A 13514-nucleotide genomic window follows, 5' to 3' on the forward strand; every position below is an offset into this window, starting at 1 on the left:
CTGCGGTTTTAATCTTACAAAGAATATTTTATCTTTTAAGGTCTTCTTTTAGTTTTTTTGCACCCTCCTCTACTTTTTGAGCTCCGGTTGCAGCAGCATCTTTTATATCTTTTCCTACTTCCTGAGTTCCGGATTTGATGTCTTTACCAATTTTGTTGGCTCCACTTTTAATATCTTTTCCTACTGCATTCATGTCTTCTTTTGCTTTTTGCGCCGTCTGATCAATTTTGTCTCCTGTTTTATCAACAGTATTTTTGATATTAGACTTCGCTTGATCTACTTTGGTAGTATCAACCAAGCCCGTGTGACTTTCCGTAACCGTAGTCGTAGTTACAGATCCGTCCGGATTTTCTACTTTTTCAGTTTTTGAGGTTGATTGTGTGCAGCTTACAATAAGCGCTGAAACAGCGAGAGCTGCTAAGATTTGTTTTTTCATTGTGTATTATAATTATTTTTTAATCTGTTTTTGGGATGGAAGTGTTTTCATTTTCTTTCGTTTTTAACTTCTTTTCTTCTTCCACTTTTTTCTTGTTCTCTTTTTCGAGTTCTTCAGTTATTCGTTTTTCTTCCTGTTCAAGTTTAATGGCTTCTTTTACAGAATCCTGATATTGTTTGGAAGACATTCTAATCTGCCTTACAATATCTACCGTAGTTGCACCCGCTGAAAAAGAATCAATTGCCGTAGTATCATAATGAGGTTGTAAAGCCTGAGTATCATCTGTGTTTACAGGTTCTCGCTTTGAACAGGCAATTAAAAAGACGGAAACAATACATCCGACAGCCAATATTTTTTTCATGGAACTAATTTAATAGAAATTCCGCAATAACGGGGATAATGATTTGTTAATTTTTTACGGTATAGTCTGCCTTATTGCTTAAATTTTTAATTTTTTTTAAATTAAATATAAAAAATCCGCCCAATTTATAAAAAAACCAGCATCGATTTTCAATAACAAAAATGCTGCCATCGCATATGTTTCAGATCATAAAAAATAAATATCAGTTTAGATGGAATGTTGCAATGACCGGATAGTGGTCAGAAAGCTTTACAGATCTATCAACTTTATAACTTACAGGATTAATGGAAGGTGATGTAAAAATAAAATCAATCCTGATAGGAAATTTATAATCATGAAAACTGGTGCCGCTGCCTTTTCCAACTTGAAAAAAAGCGTCTTTCAAGCCTTTTCCTAAGTGATAATATTCATAAGAATTGGGGACAGAATTGAGATCTCCTGCTAATATCACAGGATAGGGCGATTCATCAATGCTTTTTCTAATGATCTGAATCTGCTCCTGATGCTTTTTAAATGTTGGAATTAACTTCTTCACAATGGTTTTCACTTTTTCCTCGTCTTCATTAGTGTTACCATTGAGCTTGACCATGCTTTTTTCAAATTTGAATGGCTGTAGATAGGCGTTGATGATACGGTATCTTTTTCCTTTGATCTCAATGTCTGTCAATTCAGAATACGCATTAAATTCTTCACTATACATTCCTGCAAACAATTCTTTGTGATCTATTGTTTTATATTTTGTGTACGTTGAAACTATTGGCGCAGAATGTTCTTTTCTTAATTGGTTAAATTCAAACTTCTCAGCAGGGGTCTCCTGTAATAAAACGATGTCTGCATTCTGCTGATTGATGAAATCCTGAATATTTTCAACACCAAGTTTTCCTCCCTTTACATTCAGACTTACAATTTTTAAATCAGCAGCATCTTTACTTTCAGAAGAATAGTTAATCCATCTTTTGACAGGATTTAACAAAAATAAACCTAAAAACATAAATACAAAAGCTCTTTTTTTCCATGAGAAAATCCAGAAAAATGTGAGCAGAATATATCCGATCATGAGCACCGGAAATCCTAGAGACAACAGATTAAACCAGGGAAAAACTTTCGGCGGAATGTAGGCATTCAGCAAAACACCCAGTAGTAGAAATAAGATGCCAAAATGGAGGATAAATAAAACGAGACGGAAAATTTTCACAATTGTATTTTAATTAAATCTATATAAATGTTTTCGCCAGATTTTCGCCAAGATAAACCCTACAATTGCACCACCAACGTGAGCAAGATGGGCAATATTGCCTCCTCCTCCGAAAATTCCTAGATATACTGAGCCAATAACGATGATAGGAAGTAGATACTTTACCTTCACAGGAACCGGAATAAACATGATCCCGATTTTAGAATCCGGATATAGAGTTGCAAATGCGGCAATTACTCCGAATATTGCTCCCGATGCTCCCACCATTCCACCAGTGAAACTTTCATATAAATTACGTGATAAAGGATTATTTGAATACGCAGTCTCACTATAACCAAAAGTTTTTAAGTCTGATTTTAAATATATATCTGAAACATCAACATTCATCTCTTTAAGTTGTGAGATTAAATTTTGAATTTGAATAAAATCTTGAAGATTGAATAAGAAAAATGCACCTAATCCGCTTAAAAAATACAATATTAAGTACTTGCGGTCACCTAATGATTGCTCTAAAATTGGTCCAAAACTATACAATGTGAACATATTAAAGGCTATATGTATAATACTTCCGTGCATGAACATATGGGTAATGATTTGCCAAGATTTAAAATTTGGTGAAAACGGATAAAATCCAGTTAAATTTAAATTCAATACAGGAATCAAATATGCAGCTATAAATACAATAACATTTATAATTATTAAATTTCTGGTAATCGGCGGTATATTATTAAACATCTTCTTAAAATTTATTTTTTAAATCATTGAACGGAACTTCATAAAAACATCTTTTACCTGTAGGTAAAAACTCCGGGAAACCTAATGCGGTGAAGTCTTTGATCACTTGTTCTGCATCGGCTTTGTAGATAAAATCAAATTCTGGATTTCGACTGCATTTTTGCCCACTGATTATGATAAAACTGCATAAATTCTTCTTCTGTTTTATATTCAAGAATATCAAAAAGGTTTTCCAGAAATTTCATCACCTGAGTTTCCTTTAATCCTTCAGGAACAGTATCTATTCTTAAAACATTCTCATGAGCAATTTTCATGTCAAAGCCAAGCTCCGGCAGAAATTTTTTGATTGATTTGTATTTGCTTTTTTCAATTTCGTTCATGTGATATTCCAGAGAGAACAGTAAAGCATGACTTACGTTTCCTTTCTTTGCGGTTCTGTTATTTTCAGCAACAATAAGTCTGTGCATTCTCCCCAAATCCAGCATCAAAGTTCTGTCACCCTTATTGAAGAGCCAATATCCGTTGGGAAGGCGCATCAGATCTTCATCAAAATCTTCATCTTCAAAGAGATTGATTTTCGACGGCTCAGCAGAAATATTCTGATGATACATCTCTGTAAGATTATGAATTTCAGTTTTTGTAACTTCTCGGTCTTCCAAAAACGGATTGTAATCTCTGTCAACCGTAATTTCAGGCATTTTAAGATTTCCGGTATTATTGCTTTTGCTGGGGAAACTTTTCTGCATCATCTCATCCAGCTGAGGATCTCTTTCAAAATCAAGACTTGGTGCGATATTGTAAATACCCAATGATCTTTTGATGGTAGAACGAATCAGGGCAAAAATCAAATGCTCGTCCTCAAATTTCACTTCCGTTTTTTGCGGATGAATATTGACGTCTATTTTCTCAGGATCTAATTCCAGAAAAAGAAAAAATGTCGGAATATATCCCGGCAAAAGAAGCCCGTCAAAAGCTTCCTGAACAGCTTTGTTGAAATACGGACTTTTAAAAAACCTTCCGTTTACGAAAAGAAACTGCTCGCCACGTGTTTTTTTAGCCCCTTCGGGTTTAGCAACAAATCCGTGAAGCTTGCACCACAATATATCTTCTTTGATAGGAATCAACTGAGGATGCAATTTTCTTCCGAACACATCTACAATTCGTTGCATTTGTGTACCTTTTCTCAGTCTGAAAACAGGCTCATCATCATGAAACATAGAAAACTCTAAATTTTCATGAGCCAAAGCCACCCGTTGAAATTCATCAATAACGTGTCTGAATTCTATATTGTTGTTTTTCAGGAATTTTCTTCTTGCAGGAACGTTGTAGAAAAGGTTTTTAATTAAAAAATTAGATCCTTCTGCAGTTTGCACAGGTTCCTGAAACTGAAAAATTCCGCCTTCGATGTAAATATTGGTTCCCAGAGAAGAATCTGTTTGTCTGGTTTTCAATTCAACCTGAGAAACAGCAGCAATTGATGCCAATGCTTCGCCACGAAAACCTTTTGTAGAAATTTTAAATATATCGTCTGTGACCCGTATTTTTGATGTTGCATGGCGTTCAAAAGACATTCTTGCATCAGTTTCAGACATTCCTTTTCCGTCATCAACTACCTGAATGAGATTTTTTCCGGCATCTCTTATGATCAGCTCTATTTTTGAAGCTCCGGCATCGATGGCATTCTCCAAAAGTTCTTTTACGATGGAAGCCGGTCGCTGCACCACTTCACCTGCGGCAATCTGGTTGGCTACATGATCCGGTAAAAGCTGAATAATATCTGACATAAAATGATGAATGAACGTACAAAAATAGTCAAAGGAAATAAGAATTAAAATAAATTGGGAATGAATTAAAAATTAAGTCTGCCAAAACATGGATACCCGTAAAATAAAAGCCCCCATTTGCAAAACAAACAGGGGCTACAAAAACTAAAGTATATACGATTTGTGCTGTCAATTATGAAATGTTTTAGGTCTCTTTTAAGATAAGCTTAGATTTTTCTTTTCTGGATTCTGTTACCATTACTTCACCATTACCGTGGATTTTGTAATACATAAATGCCATAAAATTGGGCTTATTATAAATTTTTGCGTATCTGTAATTGGTTCTGAAATGTCTTACGTTAATTTTGTAAAAATCATACCCTATCACTATCAGTAAACATAAACTGATGATGTAAAATACGCTGAATTCCAATGAATAATAAACCAGTCCTGAGAAAATAGCTCCTAAAACATACGAAAACATAATGCTTGATAAAAGCTTTGCTCTTGCGATCAGTTCGGGGTTTTTCCTGTATTTTTTATGGGTAAACATAGACATCAGAATTCCCAAATCTGTAGTAGTCCCAGTAAGGTGTGTTGTCTTTACCAAAAAATTAGATATACTTGCCGTTAAACCATTTTGCAGACCAGTAGCAAAAAGCATCATGGCAACCAAAAACTGTGCTTCTTCAAGTGTTTTTCTGTAATATAACTGCCCATAAATGCCTACTGCTAAAAGACATAGTATTTCCAGAACCAGTGGCATTGCATGTGCAAAATATTTACTTTTCTTATTAAAATTAATTACAAAAAAGTTGGCAGTAAAACTTCCGAAGAAAAATAGAAAGATCCATGTTCCTACAACCGCAACCTGCGACCAGTTTCCTTTACTTATTTCAGCTGCAAATACAGCGTAATGACCTGTTACGTTTGAGGTAAAGGATAAGAATATAAGTAGAGATGCTATGTTTATAGTTCCTGCTGTAAAGGCAGTCAGCGTCCCCAGTCTTATATTGTCTCCCAATGTCCTGCTGTTACTATAATTTCTTAACATTTTTTAAATTTTTGATGGTTAACATTAAACCTCAACAAATACTTCTGCCAATCGGCCTCTTTCCGGCATGAATTGCTTAGTATCGATCTCTACTTCCTGTACTTTGATGTTTTTCGACTTTTTGATGTAAGGATTAAGATCAAATTTGCCTTTGCCGTTCTTCTCTTTTAAAGATGAAGTGAAGTAAGCTTCTTCCACATTTTCTGCAATCAGATAATTATTGAATGCTCTTTGGAAACTTCCGGTAAAGACATCACAAACGATCTTATTGACCAGATGTGGATATTTGTTTTTGATAATGCTGTACGCATCACAGAATTCTTTTGATCTGATTTTACTGAAAACAGTTCCTTTGGTGTTGAATAAAAGATCTCTTATAGAATCTCCCATGTCATAACCCGACACAAGCAAAATATTGTATTTTGTGTCTTCTCCTGTGGCGTTTTTCTCTTTCAGTACTTTCTTTAATATGTTTAAAGATTCAAGAGAATAGTCTGTTGCAATTAAAATGGTCTTGATCATATCTTTTAGATTTAGTGATTACCTATTTTGATAATACAAAACTATATCTGTGAGATTAGAAGACTTTTGGAATAGAATTAAAATGTAATTAAAGAGATTAAAATGACATTAGAATTTCATTTTAATAAATGTTTCGTTGGTAAACTAAGAAAGTTTTTCTTCTTTCTGGCTGGCAAAAATTGTAGGAAAACGAAGCTGAACTGTAGTACCCTGATTTTCGTGTGAGCTTACAATCAGTTCACCGTTATGCATTCTCACAATATTCCTTGCAAGCGGAAGACCGATGCCATATCCTTCATAATTTCTGGTGTTGGAAGCTCTGAAAAACGGATCGTAGATTTTATCCATTTCAGATTCCGGGATACCGATTCCTGTATCTTTTATGATGATGTAAACGTCTGTATCTGTAGCGCCCAGCGAAACTTTTACCTGTTGGAAATTAGAATATTTGCACCCGTTGTTCACGATATTGGCAACAGCAAGATGCAGAAGCTGCTCATTCCCCTGAACTTTCAGTTTTTTAGGGTTATCCGGCAACATACTGATGTCCAGATAAATATTATTTCTTGAATCAATTTTTCTGATGGTTTCAATGACATCCCAAAGCAACTGATCGATTCTTACTTTGTCAATTTTCTGAATTTTTCCGTCAAAACCGGTTTGAGCAATGATAAGAAGAGCTTTAATCTTTTTATCCAATTTTTCTGCTTCGTCAAGTATAATTTCTAACGTTTCCTTGTATTCATCAGCGGTTCTGTTGATAGAAAGGGCAACATCTGCCTCTCCCATAATAGAAGTAAGTGGCGTTCTCAACTCGTGAGAAACATTTCCGATCAAATGATTTTGAGTTTCAAATGAAGTCTCTATTCTGGTGAGCATTGTGTTGAACGTTTCGATCAGCTCATTCAGTTCTTTATTATCTGGCTGCGATTCTAGTCTTAAATGCAGATTTTCAGAACTGATCTGTTTTACCTTTCCGGTGATTTTAAGAATCGGTTTGAATAAAGTTTTGGATAAATAAAAAGAAAAAATCATACTGAAGAAAATTGAAAGCACCATACAGGTAATGATTGTTCTTTTGAGAAACCCAAGATAATAAATAACGTAATGATTTTGCGCAGAAGCGATTGCGATGTATTCTTTATTATTGAACTTAAAAGACTGACCGATGTAGTAAAATTCTTTATCGTTATAATTAGCCTCGCCTTTTCTGATAATATTTTTAAAAAAGGTATCCGGAATATGTACTTCTTTGGATATATTTTTAAAATTTGAATCAGTAGGAACGGCAAAAACGTAATCCCTTTCCATGGGAAGTTCTTCATCGTTTAAGCTGTTGAGAATATGATTTTCGGGAAGATCAAGATTTTTTTTACTTTTCTCGATCTGAACAATGGTAGTCGTTCGAATTTTTAATAATTCATAAAACCTCTGATGCGAGAAATTAACAATTGAATAGTAGACCAACCCGCCGAAAAGCGAAATGACGGTTATAAAAACACCCATCAAAAGAACCATTGTTTTGGTCTGATTTGTCATTACTCTGTTAAGCATTCTCTAAGGTTTTTTAAGAACATACCCCATTCCGATTACCGTGTGAATAAGTTTTTTGTCGTCCTGATTGTCTATTTTCTTTCTTAAATAATTGACGTAAACATCCACCACATTTGTTCCCAAATCATAGTTTACTCCCCAAACTGCATCCAGAATTTCAGCTCTTGAAATTACTTTTTCGGGATTGTTGATAAAATACATCAATAATTTGTATTCTGTAGAAGTGAGAGAAATTTCTTCTCCTGCACGCATCACTTTTTTGGTATAATCATTCACCGTTACATCTGAAAACTGAAAAAGATATTCATTAAACGTTTCATCTTCTGTAACCTCAGGAGTTGTGACAGGGAGGCTTCTTCTCAGTAAAGATTTTATTCTGGCAACCAATTCTATAAATTTAAATGGCTTCACCAGATAATCGTCACCGCCGTTTTCGAGTCCGAGGACGATATTTTCTGAACTTCCCAATGCCGTTAAAAATAGAATAGGAACGTGTTTGTTGGTTTTTCTTATTTCTTTACAGACATCCAAACCGTTCATTTCCGGAAGCATGATGTCTAAAATGACCATGTCAAAATCATTTTCCTGCACAAGATTCACCCCGGTACGTCCGTCAAATGCTACCGAAACTTCATATCCTTTCTCCTGCAGACCTTTTTTAATAAAAGAAACGACACTGGTTTCATCCTCAATCAGAACAATTTTCTTCATATCAATACTGAATTTCACAAAAATAAGGAAAAGATTACAAACCAAAAAGACGAAGAAAACTTCGCCTTTAGAATAATATATATAGTCGTGTTTTTAGTTTTTACCTGAAATTGCCTTTAAAATCAGCGGTTCAAGATTAGACGGAAGGTCCGCTGATTTTATCTGATAGTTTTTGATCTTCATTTCTTTAAACCATTTTCCCCAATATTCTTTGATGACGCCTTCTTCAAAAGGGTTGCCTTTTTCAGGATTAATTCCTAAGACGATAACTTCAATATTGCTTAAGTTGTCATTGGCTTTTACAAATCCAAAATTATTTTTTTCAATGGTAGTTTTGAAATTAGTATCTGTAAGATTGTTTGCTTTGATTAGTTTTGTGGTTAAATAAGATGTTTTCTTTTCTTGCGAAAATTTTGAATCTTCATGATACATATAACCATCGGTCAAAATAAAAAGGATATTTCTGTGATCATCTTTTATACAATAATCTTTGACTTTATTTCTAAAGAACTCCCAAATATCCGATCCTACAAATTTGTCGTCATTAATAGCAGATTGATAAATACTTAAAGGTAATTCAGAATATCTTTTTTCAACAGTTGTAAAGTAATCTTTCGTTATATTTTTATCAAAAGAAACCTTTAGTTGTTTAGTACATTCATTCATTTTCGGATCTGAAGGTTCAGGATTAAAGAAAACCTGCATCTGATCGTCATAAGTAATTATTCTTTTGGACTTGATATGATTTAAAAATCCTTTCTCAATCGCTTTGATGTATTCTGTATCTCTTTGGAAATATTGCATCGTTGGATTCGGGTTGGTTTTCGGATCAATTCTGTCTGATAAATCAATTAAAATACTGACATTGATATTGTTTGGATCAGATACGATTGAATCATTTGTTGTACAATCAGTTGTAGTGAGCTTTTTTTTACAACAGGAAACCAAAGAAATAATGAATATTAAATAGAGTATTGTTTTCATAATTTAAATTATAAAGATGATAAATAAATTAAGTTTTGATTTTCGGAGTTTGCTCCCACAGATTCAAGATTTGTATTGTATGTTTCGATACAATTATCAATCATCGTTTGTTTTTCGGTTCTTGAAACGGCTATTTTTTCGCCAATAAATGTTATCCAACCCTGCACATATTCTGAAGCATACAGTTTATACTCTTTTGTTGGAATAATTACTCCATCAATAATATTCTGAAGTTCTTCAATTCTGCCACGTGTCTTAATAACAATTTCTTTTGTACTTCCAATATTTGCGAGAATTTCTTCAATTTCTTTTTTGAGAACAGTTATTTTCTCTAAAACGAATAGCACGTTTTTTTGTCGGATTTCCTGTTCACTTTTAATTTTATCTTTCTCCTTGTGTTCTTTCATCACGAAGTCGAAAACTAATCCCCAAATAATGTAAACTATAAATCCCGCAAAAATAATTCCCCAAAACTGAATTGTGGTAAAGGCGATTTTGAGATCAAATGGCGGAGAATTAAACGTTTTATTTAATTCGTATAATTTAGATTCGATTTGATAGGCTAAAATGGCATCGAATATAAAAGTGACAATAAAAAGCAAGCCTAATTTCACATAATTTACCCAAATTTTAGTTTCATTAAACATATGAATCAAAAATCCCAAGCCTAAAAAGACAAAAGGAATAAAAGTCACAAATGCACCTTCAATAAAGCCTTCAGACCAAGCTCTTTCCCAAGCTCTTGCATCCAAAACACTTTGTATAACCGTAACTTTTGCATCGAAACTTTTGAAAAATGCCGAATAAGAAGTTGAAATATAGAAGGTTAACAGATATAAAGTAATCGGAAAAAGAAGAATAGAGCCGATCCAAAACTTTGTAGAGGCTCCTTTTGTGGCTTTTACGCTATATTTTTCGGGATTTCTTGGGAGATCATTTATTTCTGCTTTCAAAACCTGAATCTGATGTTGGTGATTTTCAACCTCTTTATTTTTGTTTTTTAATTGATCTTCTTTTGTTTCTAATGATACCGTTAAAGCCTTAATTTCCGTTTCCTTATTTTTTTGTTCATTAACGTATGATTCTTTCAGTTTTTGCTGTTTTTCAACCATTTCTTTTTCCTCATTCTGGAATTTTGAGTAAACAGCGTCAAGACAAATTGACAATGTAGAATGATTTCCATTGGTTCTGGAGCTGTCTCTATATCCCGATTCGTGATAGGTTCTTTTTCTGCTTTCTTCGGGAGATTCTTCGTTGGGATCAACTTCGGATTTTAAAACTTCTTCTTTCGCAGTTTCAATAGGAATTGATTTCAATTTGAATAGGTTTTTAATATTTGTGGTCATGTTTAATTTAGTTTTTTAATTCTTGTAAAATGTCTGTTTTAGGCTTACCCATTTTTACGGCTTCGATGAGATAATCGACGATTGATTTTACATTTTCTTCTAGAAAACCAAACATCAGAACATATTTTTGCATTGCAGAATATTCATTTGGAGAGACAATACCATCTGCCCAGATCATTACTGTGAGATCATACAAATAATCTACTTTTTCTTCAATAGTCTGAGGAACAAGAGATTTAAAATTGATAGGATTTAATAATATTTCGTCCAGATTTTTAGATGAAATACCTCTTTCTTCAGCACATTGGTAAAGCATTTTTAGTTCTAAAGTGCTGAAATCATCGTCACAAATTGCCATTTGATACAATCTTAGAAAATGAGCTTTGAGATTCTCCGTGATTTGAATATTTTCCATAGTGATTTAGTCTTCTTTTGGTTTTTTAGGGTTATTAATTTTGTCTCTTGAGTATGCTTTAGGTTGTATTGAATATTCTGATGATTCTTCAGTAATTTCTTCTTTCTTTTCTTGTTCTGTTTTTTCGGCAAAAGCGATGAATAAGAAAAGAATTCCTGTTATAGTATCAATAGGAATCCATAGACTTTTTCGATATAAGTACATGGGAATGAAAGGATTGAAAATGATAAGAATAATCAGAAAAATTACACTAAAATAATACTGTTTAAAGCTCAAAAAATTATAAATAACGATTGAAGCTCCAATAAAAACAATAATTCTCAGAAAAGTATAATATTCAATAGGAAGCCTGAAAATACCAACGAAACAACATATCGCACAGAATGTGAGGAAAAGTTTCATGGCTTGAGGTTTTTTAAAATCCTGTTCTAAGGTTATATTTGTAATTGAAATTATCCTCAGACATAAAAATAAATACGAAGAAATCAATACATGCGATCAATGAGGGAATGAGCGTCCAACAAAATAAAAGATATAATATTCCCATTGTATTTTGTCCTAAGTAGAATCTGTGAATGCCCAATCCTCCTAAAAAAAGAGCAAGCATTGCGGTTGTAAATTTTGATTTCATAATTAAACTCTTGATAGTATTTCGTTCTTTTTACTTTCAAACTCTTCAGGAGAAATGATTCCGTTTTCTACTAACCCTTTCAGTTTCTGTAAAACCGCAAACGGATCTTCGGTTTCTATAAGCTGAGGTTTTGTCTGTTCTGTTTGTAATGCGTGTGCAATTATAGGTGTTGTATTGTTTACAGTAACACCTCCTCCTGCAGAAGCTCTTCTCGCTTCAAGATCTTTTTCTCTGCGTACTCCTCTCATTTGCTCTTCTATTTCCTGAGCAAACTGATAGAGCTTTCTTGCCTGTGCTTTTGGAAGATAATCCATCATATTACTGAAATTACTTACGGTTCTCATTGTAAAAGCAGAGCCTAAAATACCTTCTTTAATGTGACAATCTGCAACATCTACCCAGCTGTAATCTTGAAAATCCATAGAGAAGCCGAAGTTTTTAGGTCTGCAGAAAATAATTCTTCTGTTGGTAAGTGCAATACAATCCGGTGATAAATTCAATGCAGGTTTTTTCTGAACTGCAATGTATTCTACAAACTCTTGTGAAGTAAGGAGGCTATTAATTCTTTCCAGCAGTTTTTCGACAGCTTTCGGATCTTGCTCTTCGTTTAAAAATTGTTTTAAATTCATGATATTTTGTTTTTGTTATTTTACATCTTTATAATAAATATATCCTGTTTTACCGGACTTCTGCACCTTTTACTTTCTGCCAATAATTTTGTGTGGAAACGGGAATTAATTACTCGTTGTTTACTCTTTTGAGTTATAATAAATTTTCCCATAACTGATATTTTTTATTTTATAAATCCAGTGATTATAAAAAACAATCACTGGAGCCAAACTTATGCGTATTGGATTAATTCCCAAGTAACCGCTTTTCCATCATAAGGAGGCATTCTATTTCCTTTTGAGATTGGAGCTGTTGTTGATGGACTCCCAACAACTTTCCAAACTCCTGATTCTGGACAGTTTTCACCTGTCTTTGCTTTTGTACCTAATGGTTTCTTCATAAGTAAACTTTTTTAATTGTTTTAACACTCCAAAAGTATAACCCTTTAGAAACCAATCCTTACGGGAAACCGTAAAAACAAAAAACCTTTCAAAAAAATTGAAAGGCTTGATTTAATTAGGAATATATTTTATATAATTCCGCTGTCTTTGCAGATAACGATTAACTCAATATTATTTTTTGCATTGAGGCTTTCACGTAGATCATTCAGTTTTTTTTCGATGGAGCTTTTACTGTTGGGAGTGATTTTGTTTTCTTTAAAGTGGTCTTCAATTTCACTTTGCGTCCAGCCTTTGGATAAATATTTTAAGATAGACAGGTCATAGTCTGTAATCATTTCTAAAGGTGCATTTCTGATACTGTTTAAAATATCCTGTGGAATCACGGTTTCTCCTTTATAAACTTTATTCATCGTTTTTTTAAGTTCCTTCCCGTCATCTCTACCCTTGCTTACAAACCCGTTGATTTCGTTTATTTTATAAAGATCATCGATCACCTTCGGCTTATTTTCTATTGAAAATACAATTACTTTCAGATCTGGCTGTAGCTTTCTCGCTTCAGCAATAAGCTCCGTACCTGATTTTATATTTTGTTTTATATGGTCTTTATCAAAGGACAGATCTGAGATAAGCAGATCATAAGGATTCTTTTCATCTACTGCTTTTTTTATTTTTTTTAAAGCCTCATCACAGTAGCTTTCAAATTCAAAATTCAAAATTTCCAGTTCATTGAGGGTATTGATAACTCCGAGATTTCTTATCTCGTGGTCTTCGGCAATAATAATTTTTTTAAACATGTT

The 13514-nt window shown here is 33.4% G+C and carries 17 protein-coding genes; all 17 read right to left on the reverse strand.

The window, feature by feature from the left end; all coding sequences use genetic code 11:
* Nucleotides 1-28: 28 nt before the first annotated feature.
* Nucleotides 29-436, reverse strand: coding sequence for a hypothetical protein (locus ACZZ9T_RS03285; RefSeq protein ID WP_463440902.1), 408 nt, complete (start codon nucleotides 434-436; stop codon nucleotides 29-31).
* 19 nt (nucleotides 437-455) lie between these two features.
* Complete coding sequence (locus ACZZ9T_RS03290; protein WP_463440903.1) at nucleotides 456-797, reverse strand: hypothetical protein; 342 nt, start codon at nucleotides 795-797, stop codon at nucleotides 456-458.
* Nucleotides 798-999: 202 nt separating this feature from the next.
* Nucleotides 1000-1992, reverse strand: coding sequence for an endonuclease/exonuclease/phosphatase family protein (locus tag ACZZ9T_RS03295; protein ID WP_463440904.1), 993 nt, complete (start codon nucleotides 1990-1992; stop codon nucleotides 1000-1002).
* A 9-nt stretch (nucleotides 1993-2001) separates the two neighbouring features.
* Complete coding sequence (locus ACZZ9T_RS03300) at nucleotides 2002-2727, reverse strand: rhomboid family intramembrane serine protease (protein WP_463440905.1); 726 nt, start codon at nucleotides 2725-2727, stop codon at nucleotides 2002-2004.
* Nucleotides 2728-2861: 134 nt separating this feature from the next.
* Entirely contained in the window at nucleotides 2862-4511 is a 1650-nt protein-coding gene (gene mutL, locus ACZZ9T_RS03305) for a DNA mismatch repair endonuclease MutL (protein ID WP_463440906.1), read from the reverse strand.
* Nucleotides 4512-4695: 184 nt separating this feature from the next.
* Nucleotides 4696-5544, reverse strand: a complete 849-nt coding sequence (locus ACZZ9T_RS03310; protein WP_463440907.1) for a YoaK family protein — start codon at nucleotides 5542-5544, stop codon at nucleotides 4696-4698.
* 24 nt (nucleotides 5545-5568) lie between these two features.
* The gene (locus ACZZ9T_RS03315) at nucleotides 5569-6066 is read right to left on the reverse strand and encodes a hypothetical protein (protein ID WP_463440908.1); all 498 of its coding nucleotides are present in this window, start codon (nucleotides 6064-6066) and stop codon (nucleotides 5569-5571) included.
* A gap of 144 nt (nucleotides 6067-6210) precedes the next feature.
* Nucleotides 6211-7620, reverse strand: coding sequence for a sensor histidine kinase (locus ACZZ9T_RS03320; RefSeq protein ID WP_463440909.1), 1410 nt, complete (start codon nucleotides 7618-7620; stop codon nucleotides 6211-6213).
* Between the two features lie 3 nt (nucleotides 7621-7623).
* Nucleotides 7624-8331, reverse strand: coding sequence for a response regulator transcription factor (locus tag ACZZ9T_RS03325; protein ID WP_463429976.1), 708 nt, complete (start codon nucleotides 8329-8331; stop codon nucleotides 7624-7626).
* 93 nt (nucleotides 8332-8424) lie between these two features.
* On the reverse strand, nucleotides 8425-9315 hold the full coding sequence (locus ACZZ9T_RS03330; protein ID WP_463440910.1) for a hypothetical protein: 891 nt from the start codon (nucleotides 9313-9315) through the stop codon (nucleotides 8425-8427).
* A gap of 8 nt (nucleotides 9316-9323) precedes the next feature.
* Entirely contained in the window at nucleotides 9324-10661 is a 1338-nt protein-coding gene (locus ACZZ9T_RS03335) for a beta-carotene 15,15'-monooxygenase (protein ID WP_463440911.1), read from the reverse strand.
* 7 nt (nucleotides 10662-10668) lie between these two features.
* Nucleotides 10669-11076 (reverse strand): hypothetical protein, encoded by a 408-nt coding sequence (locus ACZZ9T_RS03340; RefSeq protein ID WP_463429980.1) that lies wholly within the window; start codon nucleotides 11074-11076, stop codon nucleotides 10669-10671.
* 6 nt (nucleotides 11077-11082) lie between these two features.
* Nucleotides 11083-11478: a DUF6804 family protein gene (locus ACZZ9T_RS03345; protein WP_463440912.1), complete on the reverse strand. Its 396-nt coding sequence runs from the start codon at nucleotides 11476-11478 to the stop codon at nucleotides 11083-11085.
* A gap of 13 nt (nucleotides 11479-11491) precedes the next feature.
* Nucleotides 11492-11707 carry a TM2 domain-containing protein gene (locus ACZZ9T_RS03350; RefSeq protein WP_463440913.1) on the reverse strand — a complete coding sequence of 72 codons (216 nt, stop codon included), beginning with the start codon at nucleotides 11705-11707 and terminating at the stop codon, nucleotides 11492-11494.
* Between the two features lie 2 nt (nucleotides 11708-11709).
* The gene (locus ACZZ9T_RS03355; protein WP_463440914.1) at nucleotides 11710-12336 is read right to left on the reverse strand and encodes a PH domain-containing protein; all 627 of its coding nucleotides are present in this window, start codon (nucleotides 12334-12336) and stop codon (nucleotides 11710-11712) included.
* Nucleotides 12337-12548: 212 nt separating this feature from the next.
* Nucleotides 12549-12716: a hypothetical protein gene (locus tag ACZZ9T_RS03360; RefSeq protein WP_463429984.1), complete on the reverse strand. Its 168-nt coding sequence runs from the start codon at nucleotides 12714-12716 to the stop codon at nucleotides 12549-12551.
* 129 nt (nucleotides 12717-12845) lie between these two features.
* Nucleotides 12846-13511 (reverse strand): response regulator, encoded by a 666-nt coding sequence (locus ACZZ9T_RS03365; RefSeq protein WP_463440915.1) that lies wholly within the window; start codon nucleotides 13509-13511, stop codon nucleotides 12846-12848.
* Nucleotides 13512-13514 lie beyond the last annotated feature (3 nt).

It is taken from the genome of Chryseobacterium sp. AC417, from assembly GCF_979258215.1.